Below are 16,454 nucleotides of genomic sequence, written 5' to 3' on the forward strand. Positions count from 1 at the left end.
CGCCTTGCAGGGCCAGCCGTGCGGGTGGGGGTATGACCCCCGGAGCCCTGAGAGGCCCACCGCCATGTCGTAGCACCTGAGATCCCGCCACGGTTCCAAGGTCGATCACTGCCGGCCTGCCGGGCGCTGAGCTGACCGTTCTCGCAGGTCAGCCGTCGCCTAGGCCCCCTCCGGGGGCCGTCTGGAGAGCCTGCAAACGGGCCAAAAGCTGGCCCAGGACGGGGCCGAAGGCCCCACAACGCTGAGCTTCTCCTCCTCGCCGGCTCTCCGCCGCCGCTGGGGCCTCCGGCCCCCAGTCCCCGCCGCCGCAGAGTGGAGCGGGGACGCGCGACGCGCCCCGAAGGGGCCTGTCACCGGGTCACGCTCCGTGGTGCAGGGATGAGCGCAAAGTTCTTGCCAGCAGACCCCCCTTAAAGGCCCCTCTGGTGGCGATATATAGATGTAAGACAGTAAAGCTGCGATGCTGGGAAGCCGGTTGGTCCCCGAAGGGGACGCTTGGTCAGCGCATCGCGGCTTTGCGGGCTTGCCGGTTGGCCCCCTGTCGGGGGCAAACAAGGAGAGCTGCATTGCTGTTAACAGCAATGCCTCATGCTGGCTTCGCGTCGACAGCTAATGGCAGCCGGCCCTTCAGGGCCGGGACGTCGGCGAAGCCATTCACTTAGGTGCTGGATCGGGGTGAAGCTCATTCCACAATGGGCTGGCTCCGATAGACGGTCACGCCTTCCCCCGGATTGGCCCCGGCGGCGAAAGCGCATTTTGATCCGTGACGGCCACAGGTGCACACACCGCGATCCCGATACGGGAAGACGATGCACCGAGCCGGCCACGGACGTTGACCACATCGTCCCCGGAGACGACCACAGCGACGACAACCTGCGCTCGCTGTGCGACTGGCATCACAAGAAGAAGTCGGGCGCTGAGGGCGCAGCCGCGAAGGCTGCGAACCGTCGGCGGCACGACCGCAAGTTCCGGCGCCAGGAAGCCCACCCCGGGCTCCTGCCTCGCGGCCCCTAGCCAGGGCGCAAGGAAGCGCCGGCTGCGGGGTTGAGGCGCGGGCATCGCCCCCTCCCCCGCCCCCCGGGCTGCGCCAGGTGCTCCTCTCCCACCTCGACGCGGCTCGGGGGCCTCTCTCGCCCCACCCCTCCCCTCCAAGGAGCTGCGTGCCCAACGCCTACACCTCCCAGCAGGGACCGACGATCCGCGTGCTCAACGTGGACGCTCTGGTCAGCGCGGACACCGAGCCCTCGCAGCTCACCGCGACCATCGGTGACGCGGTGCGGGAGGTGCCCACCAGCGAGCTGTGGGCCGGGCGCTGGGGCGGGGTGGTCAACTTCCTGCTCCCGGACGGCACCGAGTCCGTCCCCATGAAGATCCGGGTGGTGTCGCAGGGCGGCATCAGCTCGACCATCACCAAGTACCTCAGCGTCGCGGCGCCCAGCTCGCCGGCCGACCTGGAGCGCGAGGCCCGCCTGGAGCGCAGCCGCGCGGCCGGCATCCCGGAGGGCTTCGCCGGCTGGCACGACACCGGCCCGACCATTGGCACCGAGTTCACCACGGTGCTCGACGGGGACCAGACCTTCACCGAGGACACCTCGCTCGCCGCCACGCAGATCAACGGCCGCGTCATCGCGGACGGCTGCACGGTGACCCTGACCGACTCGCTCGTGCGGTCGGGCTCGAACCTGCGACTGCACACGGTCAACGGCGGCAGCATCGTCGGCTACCGCGTCGAGCTGGACGGGCTCGGCGGCCAGGGCGGCATCGCGGTCGGCTACAACAACATCGAGCTGTTCGACTCCCTCATCCACAACTGCGTGGACGGGGCGCGCCTCACTAACCGCATCAAGCTCCACCACTGCCTCATCGTGGACCTGACCGACAACGACAAGAAGGACCACAACGACTGCGTGCAGTCGACCGGCGGCGGCGCTGGTGACTGCGTGGTGGACGACTTCTCCACCCTGCTCGGCAACCGCAAGAGCGGCACCTTCGCCAACAGCGCGGCGATCGTGGGCGGCGAGACGAACGACCAGCGGGCGATCCTGTTCGAGGACGTCTACATGGACGGCGGCAACTGCACGCTGTACGTGAAGAACGCGGCCGAGGGCTACGAGACCATCGGCCCCATCGTCTTCCGGCGGGTCCTGTTCGGCGGCAACCACCGCTACAACGACATCGGCCTGAGCCACGAGGTCCCCAACCTCCACTTCGAGGACTGCCGCCGTGTCGACGGCCAGCCCTTCTCGATGCTGCTGTACCGCGCCGACGGCTCGGCGCACAGCGACTCCTGGACCCCGGCGGACCTCGAAGCCGCCCACCCCGCCTGAACGGAGCCTCCTTGCCGATCACGCCCACCATCCCCGTCGCCTCGGCCGCGTCTCCCCAGGACACGCCAAACCCGACCATCTGGCTGCACGCGCACCAGGACGACGAGACCCTGACGCTCGGGCCGGGCATCGAGCAGGCTGTCACCGAGGGGCGCCACGTCATCGCCGTGCTGGCGACCGACGGCCGGTCCTCGGCGGCACGCAGCCAGACGGGCCTCTCCTACGAAACGTTCTCGGCCGCCCGGGACAAGGAGCTGGCCGCCGCCTACTTCCAGCTCGGCGTGCACCAGGCGTTCGCTGAGGGCGGCTACGACGGCGGGCTGACGATGGTCCAGGCGCAGGCCATCGTGGACAAGTGGGTGGACCGTTTCCCGCAGGGCTCGTTCCGCGCGCAGTCCTACCACGACTCCACTCCCGACCACCGCAACCTGGGTCAGGCCCTGCTGAACGCCTGGCGTGCTCGCCCCTGGCTGGACGTGCAGTTCTTCCTGAAGCGCGGCGACTGGGGCAAGAACCCGGCCGGCTGCCGCTACATCTACGGCGGCACCCGGACCCGCAACGCGGCCCGCGAGTACGGGGTCGTCAACCGCGCGGACCTGCGGTACGGCATCGGCCATCTGTCGGTCCCGGAGTCCTTCGACGCCCTGATGGCCGACACGCGCACGATGGTCCACGGCCCCGCCTGATGGCTGTCTCCAGGCGGGCCTGGTACGCCTGGGTCCTCGGCTCTCTGGTGGCCTTCGGGCTGCTGGAGGCCGAGGCCGTACGGAACAAGCGAGCCGGCGACACCCTGAGCGCGAACTGGTGGCGACTGCGCCAACACCCGGTGCCGCGCCTACTGGTGTTTCCGCCTCTCGCCTGGGTGCTCTACCACCTGTTCGTCCCCACCGACAAGAAGACCGGCGGCAAGGATGACGCCGCCGTGGTCGGTGGGGGCGTGCTTCTCGCCCTGGTGGCGCGCTACAAGCCGCGCGCAGGGCGATGAGCCGCAAGCCCCCCTCCCCCCACCGAAAGGGCTCCCCTCCCCCTTGGCTGAATACGTCCTCCAGGCCCTCGAAGCTGCCGCCCTCACCCTGCCGGATGGCAGCGTGGTCGAGGTGCCCGCTGGGGGCTTCATCCGCATGACCGACGCGCTCGCTCCCACCGAGCCCGAGCCCGAGACGCCCACCGAGCCCGAAACCCCCGAGGAGCCGGCCCCCGAGCCGACCATCGCGGTGAGCGCGCTCCCCGTCGAGGACACGAGCGACTCGGTGAGGGTCGAGTACGTCGTGACGAACGGCACCGTCACCACGGCCACCTTCTCCCGAGACGGCTACGACAAGCTCGGCGCCGGCCCGTGGACCACCGAGCCCATCCTGGCCTCGGAGCGCACCTACGCCACGTTCAAGAACCTGGCGCAGCAGCCCTACACCTTCACGGTGGAGGCGACGCTGGAGGACGGCACGGTCCTCACCGCGTCGGCCACCATCGCGCCCTACGCGCCGGCCCTCGTTGCGCCGGCCAACCTGACGGCCGAGGTCGTCAACGAGCGGCAGGTCAAGCTGACCTGGGATGCCGTGGACGGGGCCACCGAGTACCGCATCTACGAGCCGTCCACGACCGGCGTGCTCGCCACGGTCACCGAGCCGACTCGCACCTCGCCGAACCTGTCGGACGGCACGTACTACTACTCCGTCACGGCGATCGTCGGTGGCGAGGAGACGCCTCGCTCCAACGAGGTTGAGGTCGTCGTTCCGCAGGCCGCCGCCCCGACCGACCCGACCACCCCGGGCGAGGTGAGCGGCTACAACATCGCCGAGCCCACCCTGGTCAACCCGACGGTGTTCTACGCGAGCGGCAACACCGGCTACTTCCGCGTGGACGACCCGAACCAGGACGTCCTCGTGATCGGCGACGGCAAGGTGACCAAGGGCGCCGACGGCGGCACCTCGGGCATCACCGTCGTGGGCGGCCGGAACGTGGTTCTGCGCAACGTCGTCGTGGGCCACGAGAGGGACAACGACCCCTCGGGCTCCGACTCCAAGTCGAACCGCATGATTCAGATCATGGGGAACGGCACCTTCGCGGCCCCGACGACCACGCGCCGCACCATCATGGTGAACGGCCTGGTCGCCAGCGGGGTGCTGAAGGACGGCGTGATCGTGGACCTGCGCGGCGACACCAACGTGGAGGTCGTCATCCAGGGCGTCGACATGCGCGACGTGAACCCGATCGGCTCCTACGAGGAGAACCACAGCGACCTGGTGCAGGTCTGGAACGGCCCGGCCGTGCTGCGGATCAACCGCCTCTGGGGCGTCGCCAACTACCAGGGCTTCTTCCTTCAGCAGAAGGAGTTCGGCGCGGACTCGGTGGTCAAGACGTACATCGACAACGTGCACATCGAGGGTCTTCCCACCTCGGCGTACCTGCTGTGGGACAGCCACTCGAACGAGCTGCACGTCGCGGAGAACGGCCCGGTCACGGTCTACTCGCAGCGGTACGGCTCGACCGAGCAGCCCACGGAAATCTACTGGGACTCGACCCAGGGCGGCAAGGGCAAGCACCGCTGGGCTCCGGTGCAGTACAAGCACCGCGAGCCGGCCGAGGTTCTCGGCTCCTGATCGACGGCTCGCGCCTCGCCCATCGCGGCGGGGCGCGAGCCCCCTAGCGCCGGATGCCACAAGGTGTGGCAGCGGACTGTAAATCCGTCGCCTTCGGGCACGCCAGGTTCGATTCCTGGTCGGCGCACACTGACCCAGGCCCCTGCCTTCGCGCACGCCCGGGTCTTCTACTGCCCCACGAAGGGAGGGCCACCCGTGGCTCAGATGCCCGGCGACTTCAACCGCGTGACGGTCGAGGGGCACTACGCCCCCTTCTCCGATGGGCTCCTCAACGGCACCATCACGTTCACGCCGTCGATCACCGACATGGTGTCGAACACGACGGGCACGATCATCCTTGCCAACCCGATCGTCAGCAAGGTGATCGAGGGCGAGGTCTACAACTCCACCGGCACCGGCCCGCTGCGCCTGTACGCCACGGACGACCCGGACGTGGACAAGCAGGGCTGGTACTACACGGTCACGGAGCGGTTCGAGGGCAACGTCACCAACCGCCCGCCCTACAAGATCAACGTTCCGATCGCGGCGGCCGAGACCGGCCTGAACCTGTGGAAGGTCGCGCCGGCCACCCCGCCCCCGGACGAGACGGTCACCTACCCCACGCTCGTCGCCTTCGCCGAGCTGGACCGCCGTGTCGCCGCTCTGGAGGAGGGCGGCGGGGCCTCGGGCGAGTCCGCCTACGACATCGCCGTGCGCAACGGCTTCGTCGGCACCGAGGCCGAGTGGCTGGCCTCCCTGGAGGGCGCAGACGGCGCCCCTGGCGAGCCGGGCGCTGACGGCCAGGACGGCGCTGACGGCGCTCCTGGGGCCGATGGCGCCGACGGTGAGTCGGCCTACGACATCGCGGTGCGCCACGGGTTCTGGGGCTCCGAGGAGGACTGGCTGGCCCAACTGGAGGCCAGTGGCGGCGTCACCGAGCACGCCCAGCTCACCGGCCTGGACGCGCCGGACTCCCACCCGATCTCAGCCATCACCGGGCTCGGTTCGATGCTGGCTCGCAAGGTCGACAAGGGCGAGATGCGCCCGGTCACCCTGGTGCCGGCCAACCTCGATGACTACGCCACGAAGGCGCAGCTCGCGGCGATGCCGACCCTGCTCGTGCTCGGCCCGGACGACCCGGTGCCGGCCGACACCCCCGACAACACCGTGATCCTCCGCCCTGCGGAGTAGGAGGTCCCCTTGGCGCTGCTCGCCTCTGCCGTGACCCCGTGGCCCACCTGGACCTACGACGTCGATGTCACCCTGCCGACCTTCACGGAGGCTCCGAACGGCGTCCTGCTGGTCGGGCTCGGGCGCTGGGCTGCTGGCGACACCACGATGGTGCCTGCGGTCCCCGACGGCTGGACGCTGGTGGACGGCGTGGTCAACACCGCCTACGGCAGCGGGATGCACGTCCTGGCCTACTTCAACCCGCCGGCCGAGCTGTCGGGCGCCACGCTGACGGTCACGTACCCCGTGCAGGCGACGGCCTCCTCGTTCGTGGCGGCCTACCTGGACGACGCGGTGTCGGTGGCCGGCAGCGCCCACCTGGAGGGCTGGACGGGCGGCTACGACCCGCGCGCGGCCGTCTTCGAGAAGCTGGAGGTCCAGGCCGGGCAGACGCTCGTGGGCTTCATCGGAACCCCGGGCTCGAACGACGGCTTCGCGCCCGTCGCCTACGGCCGCGCCATCCCCGCGTACGCAGCCTCCGAGCAGGTAAGCACCGCCCGCTCGGGCCGGAACATCGGCTCCCTGCTGGTGGTCGAGCAGGCCACGTCGAGCGGCCTGTACGCGCCCCGCCCGGTCCCCGTCTCCGCCATGACGGACCCGACCGGGGCGACGAACTACGCCAGCGTCCTGATCGCCCTGAACTCCGCCAACATGCCCGCCCCACCGGCACCGGCTGGCCCGAGGGTGTCGCTGTGGAGCGGTGGCACCGAGGTCCCGCTGACCGTCGAGTCGCTGACGACCGCTGGCGGCATCTCCATCCCCGTCAACTCCTAGCCGCCCGGAAGGGGTGAGCGCCATGCCTGGCCCCGTGCCGAACCGCGAGGAGGACCTCGCTCGCCCCCGCTCCCGCAAGGGCGGCGACCAGCAGGCCGTCACGAAGGGCGTCTCGCGCCCCACGCGGGTGCCGCACGCCGACCCCGACTGGCACCCCATCGCCAAGCGCATGTGGGACTCGCTGAAGGTGTCCGGTCAAGCGGACTTCTACGAGCAGTCGGACTGGGCCATCGCCTTCTCGCTGATGGACGACCTATCCCACTACAAGAAGTCGGGCAAGCGGTCGGGTCAGATGCTCCAGGTCATCATGACCTCCCTGTCGAACCTGCTGGTCACCGAGGCCGACCGGCGCCGGGTCCGCATCGAACTGGCCGACCCCGAGCCCGAGACGGACGACGAGTCGGTCACCGCGATTGCGGACTATCGGGCTCAGCTCGGCGTCGCCGGCTAGTTCCCCCCAGCCCCATCGCCTTCTCCTCCTCTTCAACGATCCAACGCGCTACCGCCTCCTTGGCGATGCGCCGCTCCAGCTTCCTCTGCTCCCTGTCGGCGCGCCTCGCGTCGCTCGTCGGCTCCGTGGCGAGCACGACTTCGTTGACCTCCTCCGTCGCGGCCACCAGGCTTCGCACCTCGTCCGTCATGAACGGGTCGAGCAGGTGGTGCTGGCTGGGTTCCGCGCTGGACCACAGCCCGGCGACGGTGGTGGCCGGGGGCGTGGCGCCGTCCCTGGTGGCGGCATCGAATACCTGCATCCAACGCTGGAAGGCGGCGTTGCGCTCCATCGCGCTGTTGTGTCCCTGCTCCACGCGCAGCTTGTCGACCGCCGTGCGGTAGGCGACTACGGCGCCGATCACGGCAGCTACGCCAGCCGCTCCAGGCGTCCGCACGAAGCCGTCCAGCCAGCTCAGTACGGCGCGCAGGGCCGACCCCTCCGGGTCATGCACCTCGGCGGTCACCAATGCCCCCACGGCGCCGCCCGTGGCGGTCGCCCACGCCCTCCAGTCACGCACGACCCCCACCTTGCCAGGAGCCGCCCATGTCCGCTGCCGAGAAGCTGACGGCCGAGGACATCGAGGCTTTGGAGCCGACCTGCATCGGACCCACCTGGAAGCGCGACGAGAACGGCTGGCACCTGCCGGCCAAGACGCTCGGCTGGGAGATCGCCGGCTGGTGCACCAAGTACCTCGCCGCTGAAGGCGGCGGGCCGTGGAAGTTCACGATGGAGCAGCTCCGGTTCGTCCTGTGGTGGTACGCCCTGGACGACCAGGGGCAGTTCGCCTACCGCACGGGCGTGCTTCAGCGCATGAAGGGCTGGGGCAAGGACCCGCTGCTGGCGGTGCTGTGCCTGGTCGAGCTGGTCGGCCCCTCGCGGTTCGGCGGCTGGAAGAAGGACGGCTCCCCCATCGGCCGGTCGCACCCGGCGGCCTGGGTTCAGGTCACTGCGGTGAACCAGTCGCAGACCTCGAACACGATGAGCCTGATCCCGTCGCTGATGACGGAGCTGCTCATCAACACCTACGACATCAAGCCCGGTGCGGAGCTGATCCGCGCCAAGGGTGGCCGCTGCCGGCTCGAAGCCGTGACGTCCTCGTACCGCGCCCTGGAGGGCAAGCGGACGACGTTCACCCTGCTCAACGAAACCCACCACTGGGTGAGCGGGAACAACGGGCACAAGATGTTTGAGACGATCGACGGTAACGCGACGAAGATGAACTCGCGCTACCTCGCCATCACGAACGCCTACCTGCCCGGCGAGGACAGCGTGGCCGAGCGGATGCGCGAGAGCTACAACGCGATCGTGGAGGGCAAGGCCGTCGACATCGGCTTCCTCTACGACTCACTGGAGGCGCACCCGCTCACGCCCCTCACGCCCGAGGCGCTGGAGATCGTGCTGCCGAAGGTGCGCGGCGACGCGGTGTGGCTGAACGTGCGGGCGATCATCCAGTCCGTCCAGTCCACGACGATCGCCCCCTCGCGCTCTCGGCGCATGTACCTCAACCAGATCGTCGCCGAGGAGGATGCGCTCTACGGCCCCGAGCAGTGGGACCCGATCGCCGAGCCCGGCGCCATGCTGCGCCCCGGCGACGAGATCACCCTCGGCTTCGACGGCGGCAAGACGGACGACGCGACCGCCCTGGTGGCGATCCGCGTCTCGGACGCCACGGCGTTCCTGCTGCACATCGAGGAGAAGCCCGACGGCCCCCAGGGCGAGGGCTGGCAGGTCAACCAGGACCGCGTGAACTCCGCCGTGCACGAGGCGTTCCGCCTGTACGACGTGAAGGGGTTCTACGCCGACGTCGCGCTGTGGGAGTCCTGGATCACCGAGTGGGCGGAGACGTACGGCGAGGGCTTGGCGGTCAAGGCCGAGGGCCGCTACGGCGGCATCGGCTGGGACATGCGCCAGTCCCTCCAGCGGGTGACGCGAGCCCACGAGCGGCTGATGCAAGCCGTGTTCGACCGGAAGGTCCACCACGACGGCGACCTGACGCTGCGTCGGCACGCGCTGAACGCGCGTCGCCGCTCGAACAACTACGGACTCTCCTTCGGCAAGGAGTCGAGGGAGTCCCCCCGCAAGGTCGATGCCTACGCCGCGCTGATGCTGGCGCACGAGGCGCTGCACGACCTGAAGACCCGTGGCAAGAAGACGCGCAAGCGCACGGGGCGGGGCTACTTCCTCTAGCCCGAAGGGAGCCCCTGTGGCCGTTTCCCCTCTGTCGCTGGCGCGACAGTTGCTCACCATCCTGCACAACGACAGGCCCCGGCTGGAGCGCATCGACCGCTACCTCCAGGGCCTGCACGACGACCCGTACATGCCGCCGAACGCGGACGACGAGTACCGCATGATCGCCAAGCGGGCGATCAGCAACTGGACTCCGCTTCTGGTGGACACCCCGGCCCAGGCGCTCTACGTCGACAGCTTCCGCCCCGGCCGCACCCGGGCGATGCAGGTGGCCCTGGCCCCCGAGGCTTACGGCGCGCCGGCCGTCTCGCCCGAGTGGCAGCACTGGCAGGAGTCGCGCCTGGACGCCCGCCAGATCGCGGTGCACCGGGGGGCGCTGGCCTACGGGCACTCGTTCACGGTGACGGAGCGCCTGCGCAACGGCAAGGTCCGCACGAAGGGCCTGAGCGCCATGCGGACCTCGGCCCTGTACGAGGACCCGGCCAACGACGACACCCCCTACGCGGCGCTGACCGTGACGGCCTGGCCGAACGGCGAGGGGCGCGGCAAGGCCCGCATGTGGGACGGCAAGCACGAGTACGTCGTCACCTTCAAGTCCCTGGCGGACGAGGAGGGCGTGTCCGTCACCCGCAAGGGGGTGCACGGCTCCTCGGAGTGCCCGGTCACCCGCTTCGCTGCGGCCGTCGACCTGGAGGGCCGCACGATCGGCGTCATCGAGCCGATGATCGCCCTCCAGGACCGCATCAACCAGACGGTGTTCGACCTGCTGGTGGCGCAGACCTACGCCAGCTTCAAGGTCCGCTGGGCGACGGGCATGGCTCCGCCCCTGCTGATGGAGCCGGTCCACGAGGACCCGGACGACCCGAACTCCCCGGTGGTGGACTACCAGCCCCGGCTGGACGCGCAGGGCAACCCGATCCCGGCCCCGGTCAACCACAACGCCCGGCGGTTCCTATTCGCCGAGGACCCCGAGGTGAAGTTCGGCTCGCTGGACGAGACGCCGCTCGGCGGGTTCATCGAGTCGATCGACATGAGCATCCGCCACCTGGCGGCCATCTCGCAGACGCCGCCTCACCACCTGCTCGGGCAGATCGCCAACCTGTCCGCCGAGGCCCTGACCGCAGCGGAGACAGCCCTGGCGCGCAAGGTCGAGGAGTTCAAGAAGTCGTTCGGCGAGAGCTGGGAGCGGGTGTTCCGCCTGGCCTCCGAGCTGAACGGTTCGATCGAGTCCGCCAGCGACTTCGCCGGTGAGGTGAAGTGGCGGGACATGGAGCAGCGTTCGCTGGCTCAGTCCGCCGACGCGCTGGGCAAGCTGGCCGAGGCGCTGGAGATCCCCAAGCGGGGCCTGTGGACCCGGGTGCCGGACGTGACAGCCACCGAAATCCGCGAGTGGGAAGACCTGGCCGAGCAGCAGAACGGCGAACTCCAGCTCGCGCAGGCGCTGCGCCGGGCCGCCCCGGACGAACCACTCTACGACGACGAAGGAGCCACCGTTGGCGGCTGACCACACCAACCTGACCGTCTCCACGACGGCCGCGAGCCTGACGCGACCACCGGGCGTCGGGCAGAGCTGGAGCACCCCGCGAGCAGTGTCGATGCAGAATGCCGGCGGCGCGTCGGTGTTCATTGGCGGCGCGGACGTGACTCCCGCCTCCTTCGGCTACGAGCTGGGGGCTGGCGACAGGGTTGCTTTCGACCTGGACCCGGACGACGAGCTGTTCGGCATCACCGCCAGCGGCTCGGTCCCGGTGAACCTCCTGTTCCTGGGGGCGTGATGACCTCGCGCATCCGACTGGACGCGCGGCCACATCGCAGGATCGAGCTGGGGTCAGCCGCCCCCCTCGTGCGCTACGGCGCGGGCGAGGTGCGTTACGGCCTGGAGGCGGGGGCGCTCTCCCCCACCAGGTACTCGATCGGCAAGGGCAGTGAGCTGATGCCGAGCGAGCTTTACACGTTCGGCATGGCCGACAGCCTCGGCTACCCGACCCCGGTTCTGCGGGTCGCCTCGGACGCCACGTCCGCATGGGCCACCCGCTACTTCGCTGCGGTGATCGAGGCCCCCGGGGTTTGGTCGCTGGACTCCCTGCGGTACGCGGCTGCGCGAGGCGGTGACGCAACGCCTCGTGGCATCGAGGTCGACACCTCGGTGAACGACTTCGCGTCCTACCTGCCGGGCGGCGGGCACATCACCACCAAGCGGCCCGACCTGTCCACCTACAGCATCGACACCTCGTCGCTGACGGGCCTGACCGGGCCGCTGGAGATCCGCTTCCACCCCTACGCCCCGAACACCGGCTCGACCGTCGAGGTCGGCTGGATCGAGATGACCCTCACTGCCGCACCGGCCTGACCCCTGGAGGTGCCATGCCTGCCACGACTGAGCGCGCTGCCGAAGCGGCTCGCGCGGAGGTGGCCTTCCAGGTGGCCCTGGCGCAGATCGGGGCCGTCACGATCGCCGAGGCCCTGAAGCTATGGGGCGCCGTGCCGGCCACGGGCGGGGCGTCCGTGCGTCGCGCCTGGCTCCGTCGAGCTGTCGCCCTGGTGGCGCAGCGACGGACTCGCGCACGCACCCTCGCCATCGCCTACTACCGCCTGGTGCGCGCCCTGCGCACCGGCTACACGATCCGCGACCCCGGCCGGCCCGACGAGGGCGAGGCGGTGACGTTGGATGACCTGCGCGAGCAGTGGGAGGACGCCCAGCGGCAGGCCCGCCAGGGCGCCTCTCGCGCGTCGAGCGGGTCCACCCCTACTCCCAGCACCCCCGAGCCCGAGCAGGCCACCAGCGAGGCGCCTGCGCCCGCTGACGAGGCCCTGGATGACGGGGCTGACGCGGAGGCTGACCGCATCCTCATCGAGGAGCTGGAGGGCATCGAGCGCGAGGCCGAACGCCTGGAGCGCGAGGCGCAGCGCGAGGCCCAGCTCCTGCTCGATGAGCTGGGCACGCAGAACCTGGACCGCAAGGTCGAGGACATCGACACCGACGCGCCGGCTACCGAGGTCGACGCAGCCCGCCGGGACGCCCACAACCGGGCCGGCACCCGCCAGGCCGCAGCGGCTGAGCGCATGGCGATGGACGGCGGGCGCGGCTGGGTGTGGTCGGCCGCTGAGCGCGACAAGCGCGCCATCGGCTACGTCCGCCTCTCGCGCACCGGCACCCCCTGCGGCTGGTGCGCCATGTTGATCTCCCGGGGCGCGGTCTACAAGACCGCCCGGGGCGCCGAGTACGTGGACGGCGACAAGTACCACGACAACTGCCACTGCTACGCGCAGCCAGTGTTCTCGCGCGAGCAGTTCGGCGGGGATGCGCTCTACGCGCTGAACCGCCGGTACGCCGAGGAGTGGCCCCGGGTCACTCGCGGCCTCAGCGGCAAGTCCGCTGTCTCTGCCTGGCGCCACTACATCCGCCAGGAGCAAAGGCGTGCCCAGGCGGCGCGCTCCACCACCACGAGCGTCCAGGAGGCGTGAGTATCCATGTCCGTCCCCACCACCGAGCAGCCGGCCGGCACCGAGGCCCCGCAGAACGGCCCCGAGGGGGGCCAGGAGGCGACGAGCCAGACCCCTGCGGGCACCGAGTCCACCGAGGGCCAGAGCGCCCCGGAGGGCGGCACCGAGGGCCAGCCCGAGGGCATCGAGTCCCTGCCCGAGTGGGCGCAGCGCGAGCTGCGCACCGCCCGCCAGGAGGCGGCCAACTTCCGCACCAAGCTCCGGGACGCCGAGAAGCGCCTGGAGAGCGCGAAGACGCCCGAGGAGGTCGAGGCTGCGCTGGCCGAGATGCGCGAGGAGAACGCCAAGCTCGCGCGCAAGACGCTGGTGGCGGACGTGTCCCGCCGGTTCGACCTGCCCGACGAGCTGGCCGAACTGCTGCGGGGCGACAGCAAGGAGGAGCTGGAGGCTCACGCCAAGGTCCTCCAGAAGTTCGCGGTCCCGCAGGAGCCGCAGTCGCTGGGCGGTGGCCTCACCCCCGGCGAGCAGGGGTACGAGTCCCTGAACCCCCGCGACCTGGCGCGCAAGTCGCGCCGCTGACCCACGCCTGACCCAAACCGAAAGAGAGAGCCACCGTGCCTTACACGCCGCACCAGGTCGTCAAGCCCGAGGTCCTGGCGAGCACCGCCGTCGGGATGCTGGAGCAGGAGCTGGTCGTTCCCAGCCTGTTCCAGCGCGAGGGCATCGACCAGTTCCGGGGCGCCGACAACGACACCGTGTCCGTCCCCGTCGAGGGCGTCCTGCCGTTCCACGACTACGCCTTCCGCAACGACCGCACGAACCCGATCGAGTTCGACGTCTACAACGAGCGGAAGGTCGCCGTCACCTTCGGCGGCAACGTCTACTCGGCCGTCAAGGTGACCGACGAGCAGAACGACTTCGACCTGGACAACTGGAGCAAGCTGCTCCGCCCGCAGGTCAAGGCGGTCGCCCGTGGCCTGTCCCGCCGGGCCGTCGGCGTCCTCACCGGCCAGGACTACGCCGTCACCATCGGCGGCGCCGAGGCCAACCTGCGCCGGGCGCTCATCGAGGCTCGCCGCGTCCTGAACGCCTTCAACCTGCCGGCCTCCGCGAGCCGCTACCTCCTGGTCGGCTCCGACTTCGAGGCGGCCCTGCTCAACGACGACAAGCTGACGCTCGCGCAGAACGTGGGCGACTCGGCGGCTGACACCGCGCTGCGCCAGGCAACCCTCGGCCAGCTCTACGGCTTCAGCATCATCGTGGACCAGACCATCCCGTCCGACGCGGCGTACGCCTTCGGCAGCTCCGCGTTCATCATGACCACGGCTGCGCCGAGCGTGCCGCAGTCCGTGGCCTTCGGCTCCACCCAGTCCTTCGAGGGCTACGCGATGCGCTGGGTCCGCGACTACGACCCGAGCTTCATGATGGAGCGTTCCGTCGTGAACACCTACGCGGGCTTCCGCGAGGTGAAGGACGTCCTGGTCGGCTGGGATGAGGGGGCCGGCAAGGAGGTCGTGTCCAAGCAGGAGCACTTCGTCCGGGGCATCAAGCTCACCCTGGACGGCACCAGCACCTACCCCGCTGCGGGGTCCGAGCTGGCGACCATCACCGGCGTGACCGCGCCGGCCACCGAGCCCGCTGCCTGACCGAGTGTGAAAGTGTGAGCGGGGCCAGCTTCGGCTGGCCCCGCTCGCCTGGCCGAGAGGAGGCTCATGGAGCCCTTCGCAACCCTGGATGACCTCCAGGGGCGGCTGGAGTGGGACCTGGACCCCGGCGAGCAGGCCATCGCCCGCGACGCCTTGGAGGCGCTGTCGGAGGACGCGAGGTTCTACGCCCGTCGGGATTGGCCCACTCGCGCAGCGGCCCCGCGACAGGTGTTCACCCTGGTCATCCGAGCCGCCGCCCGATTCATGCGGAACCCGGATGGCTACACGCAGAGCCGGGCTGGCGACGAGACGCTGGCCTGGACCGACCGGGGCGAGAACGCCGGCTCCCCGGTCTTCACCAAGAGCGAGATCGCCATGCTCCACCAGCTCGGCGGGGGCTCGCGCCTCCAGACCGCAGAGGTGACCGCATGGCGCTCTCAGCAGCGCCCGGTGGCTGCTGGCCTGGTGCCGGTCGACTACGGCGGCGACGGCTTCCCTATGTTCTCCCGTGAGGACTCCCCCTGGTGAGCGTGCAGCGCAGGCGCGGCCAGAAGGCCCTGGTCTGGCGCACGAAGGTTGTCACCGACCGGCGCGGCAACCAGGTGCAGATGGCCGATGCGGAGGGGCCGATCGAGGTCACCGCTGTGTTCATCCCGCAGCGGTCCAGCCGGGCCGAGGTGCCCGGCCAGCAGCAGATCAACGTCACCCGGATGATCGTGGACCCACACATCCCCGACCTGACGCTGTGGTCGCGGGTCGAGTGGCAGGGCAAGCAGTGGGACATCGTGTCCCCGCCGGCCTTCCACAACGGCTCGCGGCACACCCGGCACTGGAGCATCGACATCCGGGAGCGGCCCTGATGGCGCACATTTACGAGCGGGTCGGCGGCCGGAAGTTCGAGAAGGCCATCGCCCTGAACGAGGGCGTGCAGGCCGACCTGGAGCAGCGCACGTTCCTCATGGCCGCTCGCGCCGAGGAGCTGCTGGTGCAGCACCACGCGGACGGCGACTCCGAGATCGACGTCGAGCACGGAGACGTGGACTACTACGTGATCCTCTCCGACGAGCGGGGCCAGGACGCCGCCCTGTCCATCGAGTACGGCCGCGCCGGCTACATCGACCAGTACGGCAACGAGTGGGGCGAGATGGAGGGGCTCTACATCCTCCATCGCGCAGCCCACCTGTCGAAGCGCGGCGGAGCCCGCGTGCCGAAGCTGAAGGTTCGGCGCAACGCCAAGCGAAACTACGGAGACTGATGGCCGGACTACCCGAGAGCGTGAAGCGGCTCACCGAGTTCGCCCCCGTCGAGGACTTCATGCTGGCGCTCCTGCGCCGCGCCCTGCCGGACATCTCGGTGCAGTCCCTTATCTGGGACGAGCCGGTGTTCCCGTTCATCCTGGTGCGCCGGGGCTCCGGGCTCGGCGTCTACAACAGCGACCACCGCTTCCTGGACTCCGCGATGGTCGAGGTCCACACCTTCACGCAGGACCCCGACGGCGACGAGGACGGGGCGATCCTGTCCGAGGCGGTGCGGGTGTCCATCTTCCGCGCACTGGACGAGCAGCAGGTGTTCCCGTCGCTGGGCCACCTGACGAAGGTGGAGATCGACCTGCCGCCTCGCCGCGTGACGGACTGGGCCACCGCGTCCGGCCCGGTGCAGTACGCCGACCTGCCTGCCGGCGTCTGGCGCTACCAGACGACCTACCGGGTGGAGATCCGCAAGCCGCGCCGGGCGCCGTCCGCGCTCACCATCCCCACCACCTGAACGGAGACGC

19 protein-coding genes and 1 tRNA gene are annotated in these 16,454 nt (G+C 70.1%); 19 read left to right on the top strand and 1 reads right to left on the bottom strand.

Translation table 11 applies throughout. The features are described from left to right. Positions 1-1,160: 1,160 nt before the first annotated feature. The 8 genes from ACRYR8_RS02965 to ACRYR8_RS03000 all read left to right on the top strand — a co-directional run bounded on the left by ACRYR8_RS02965 (position 1,161) and on the right by ACRYR8_RS03000 (position 7,361). Positions 1,161-2,327 carry a hypothetical protein gene (locus tag ACRYR8_RS02965; protein WP_432482576.1) on the top strand — a complete coding sequence of 389 codons (1,167 nt, stop codon included), beginning with the start codon at positions 1,161-1,163 and terminating at the stop codon, positions 2,325-2,327. 11 nt (positions 2,328-2,338) lie between these two features. Beyond that, on the top strand, positions 2,339-3,013 hold the full coding sequence (locus tag ACRYR8_RS02970; RefSeq protein WP_432482577.1) for a PIG-L family deacetylase: 675 nt from the start codon (positions 2,339-2,341) through the stop codon (positions 3,011-3,013). Then, the gene (locus ACRYR8_RS02975; protein WP_432482578.1) at positions 3,013-3,312 is read left to right on the top strand and encodes a hypothetical protein; all 300 of its coding nucleotides are present in this window, start codon (positions 3,013-3,015) and stop codon (positions 3,310-3,312) included. Before ACRYR8_RS02970 ends, ACRYR8_RS02975 begins: the two co-directional genes overlap by 1 nt. A gap of 43 nt (positions 3,313-3,355) precedes the next feature. After that, positions 3,356-4,927 (top strand): fibronectin type III domain-containing protein, encoded by a 1,572-nt coding sequence (locus tag ACRYR8_RS02980; protein WP_432482579.1) that lies wholly within the window; start codon positions 3,356-3,358, stop codon positions 4,925-4,927. A 46-nt stretch (positions 4,928-4,973) separates the two neighbouring features. Continuing rightward, a tRNA-Tyr gene (locus tag ACRYR8_RS02985) sits at positions 4,974-5,054 on the top strand. A gap of 68 nt (positions 5,055-5,122) precedes the next feature. Next, the gene (locus ACRYR8_RS02990) at positions 5,123-6,097 is read left to right on the top strand and encodes a hypothetical protein (RefSeq protein ID WP_432482580.1); all 975 of its coding nucleotides are present in this window, start codon (positions 5,123-5,125) and stop codon (positions 6,095-6,097) included. A gap of 9 nt (positions 6,098-6,106) precedes the next feature. Continuing rightward, on the top strand, positions 6,107-6,910 hold the full coding sequence (locus ACRYR8_RS02995) for a hypothetical protein (protein ID WP_432482581.1): 804 nt from the start codon (positions 6,107-6,109) through the stop codon (positions 6,908-6,910). A 22-nt stretch (positions 6,911-6,932) separates the two neighbouring features. Beyond that, positions 6,933-7,361, top strand: a complete 429-nt coding sequence (locus tag ACRYR8_RS03000; RefSeq protein ID WP_432482582.1) for a phage terminase small subunit — start codon at positions 6,933-6,935, stop codon at positions 7,359-7,361. Here the strand turns inward: ACRYR8_RS03000 and ACRYR8_RS03005 are convergent. Next, positions 7,315-7,920 (bottom strand): hypothetical protein, encoded by a 606-nt coding sequence (locus ACRYR8_RS03005; RefSeq protein WP_432482583.1) that lies wholly within the window; start codon positions 7,918-7,920, stop codon positions 7,315-7,317. The genes ACRYR8_RS03000 and ACRYR8_RS03005 overlap by 47 nt on opposite strands. Positions 7,921-7,946: 26 nt before the next feature. Here ACRYR8_RS03005 and ACRYR8_RS03010 point away from each other — a divergent pair, with 26 nt between their 5' ends. The 11 genes from ACRYR8_RS03010 (at position 7,947) to ACRYR8_RS03060 (ending at position 16,444) form a co-directional block, all read left to right on the top strand. After that, positions 7,947-9,590 (top strand): terminase large subunit domain-containing protein, encoded by a 1,644-nt coding sequence (locus ACRYR8_RS03010; RefSeq protein WP_432482584.1) that lies wholly within the window; start codon positions 7,947-7,949, stop codon positions 9,588-9,590. 16 nt (positions 9,591-9,606) lie between these two features. Beyond that, entirely contained in the window at positions 9,607-11,094 is a 1,488-nt protein-coding gene (locus ACRYR8_RS03015) for a phage portal protein (protein WP_432482585.1), read from the top strand. Next, a complete protein-coding gene (locus ACRYR8_RS03020; RefSeq protein ID WP_432482586.1) occupies positions 11,084-11,365 on the top strand; it encodes a hypothetical protein in 282 nt (93 codons plus the stop codon). Before ACRYR8_RS03015 ends, ACRYR8_RS03020 begins: the two co-directional genes overlap by 11 nt. Next, positions 11,365-11,940 (top strand): hypothetical protein, encoded by a 576-nt coding sequence (locus ACRYR8_RS03025; RefSeq protein WP_432482587.1) that lies wholly within the window; start codon positions 11,365-11,367, stop codon positions 11,938-11,940. The genes ACRYR8_RS03020 and ACRYR8_RS03025 overlap by 1 nt, the downstream gene beginning before the upstream one ends. A gap of 14 nt (positions 11,941-11,954) precedes the next feature. Next, positions 11,955-13,055 carry a VG15 protein gene (locus tag ACRYR8_RS03030; RefSeq protein ID WP_432482588.1) on the top strand — a complete coding sequence of 367 codons (1,101 nt, stop codon included), beginning with the start codon at positions 11,955-11,957 and terminating at the stop codon, positions 13,053-13,055. Positions 13,056-13,061: 6 nt separating this feature from the next. Beyond that, the gene (locus tag ACRYR8_RS03035) at positions 13,062-13,613 is read left to right on the top strand and encodes a hypothetical protein (RefSeq protein ID WP_432482589.1); all 552 of its coding nucleotides are present in this window, start codon (positions 13,062-13,064) and stop codon (positions 13,611-13,613) included. 35 nt (positions 13,614-13,648) lie between these two features. Beyond that, entirely contained in the window at positions 13,649-14,680 is a 1,032-nt protein-coding gene (locus tag ACRYR8_RS03040; RefSeq protein ID WP_432482590.1) for a phage major capsid protein, read from the top strand. 66 nt (positions 14,681-14,746) lie between these two features. Further along, a complete protein-coding gene (locus ACRYR8_RS03045) occupies positions 14,747-15,208 on the top strand; it encodes a hypothetical protein (RefSeq protein ID WP_432482591.1) in 462 nt (153 codons plus the stop codon). Next, complete coding sequence (locus ACRYR8_RS03050) at positions 15,202-15,540, top strand: phage head-tail adapter protein (protein ID WP_432482625.1); 339 nt, start codon at positions 15,202-15,204, stop codon at positions 15,538-15,540. The genes ACRYR8_RS03045 and ACRYR8_RS03050 overlap by 7 nt, the downstream gene beginning before the upstream one ends. Further along, on the top strand, positions 15,540-15,935 hold the full coding sequence (locus ACRYR8_RS03055; protein WP_432482592.1) for a DUF5403 family protein: 396 nt from the start codon (positions 15,540-15,542) through the stop codon (positions 15,933-15,935). Before ACRYR8_RS03050 ends, ACRYR8_RS03055 begins: the two co-directional genes overlap by 1 nt. Next, positions 15,935-16,444 carry a phage tail termination protein gene (locus ACRYR8_RS03060; RefSeq protein WP_432482593.1) on the top strand — a complete coding sequence of 170 codons (510 nt, stop codon included), beginning with the start codon at positions 15,935-15,937 and terminating at the stop codon, positions 16,442-16,444. Before ACRYR8_RS03055 ends, ACRYR8_RS03060 begins: the two co-directional genes overlap by 1 nt. Positions 16,445-16,454 lie beyond the last annotated feature (10 nt).

This window comes from Kineococcus esterisolvens (assembly GCF_050871405.1).
GTDB lineage: Bacteria > Actinomycetota > Actinomycetes > Actinomycetales > Kineococcaceae > Kineococcus.

Excerpts from the sequence above, each read along its gene's own strand:
- ACRYR8_RS03045 (WP_432482591.1), top strand. The coding sequence starts at position 14,747 with ATGGAGCCCTTCGCAACCCTGGATGACCTCCAGGGGCGGCTGGAGTGG.
- ACRYR8_RS03000 (WP_432482582.1), top strand. The coding sequence starts at position 6,933 with ATGCCTGGCCCCGTGCCGAACCGCGAGGAGGACCTCGCTCGCCCCCGC.
- ACRYR8_RS03030 (WP_432482588.1), top strand. The coding sequence starts at position 11,955 with ATGCCTGCCACGACTGAGCGCGCTGCCGAAGCGGCTCGCGCGGAGGTG.
- ACRYR8_RS03010 (WP_432482584.1), top strand. The coding sequence starts at position 7,947 with ATGTCCGCTGCCGAGAAGCTGACGGCCGAGGACATCGAGGCTTTGGAG.
- ACRYR8_RS03060 (WP_432482593.1), top strand. The coding sequence starts at position 15,935 with ATGGCCGGACTACCCGAGAGCGTGAAGCGGCTCACCGAGTTCGCCCCC.
- ACRYR8_RS02975 (WP_432482578.1), top strand. The coding sequence starts at position 3,013 with ATGGCTGTCTCCAGGCGGGCCTGGTACGCCTGGGTCCTCGGCTCTCTG.
- ACRYR8_RS03025 (WP_432482587.1), top strand. The coding sequence starts at position 11,365 with ATGACCTCGCGCATCCGACTGGACGCGCGGCCACATCGCAGGATCGAG.
- ACRYR8_RS03055 (WP_432482592.1), top strand. The coding sequence starts at position 15,540 with ATGGCGCACATTTACGAGCGGGTCGGCGGCCGGAAGTTCGAGAAGGCC.
- ACRYR8_RS03035 (WP_432482589.1), top strand. The coding sequence starts at position 13,062 with ATGTCCGTCCCCACCACCGAGCAGCCGGCCGGCACCGAGGCCCCGCAG.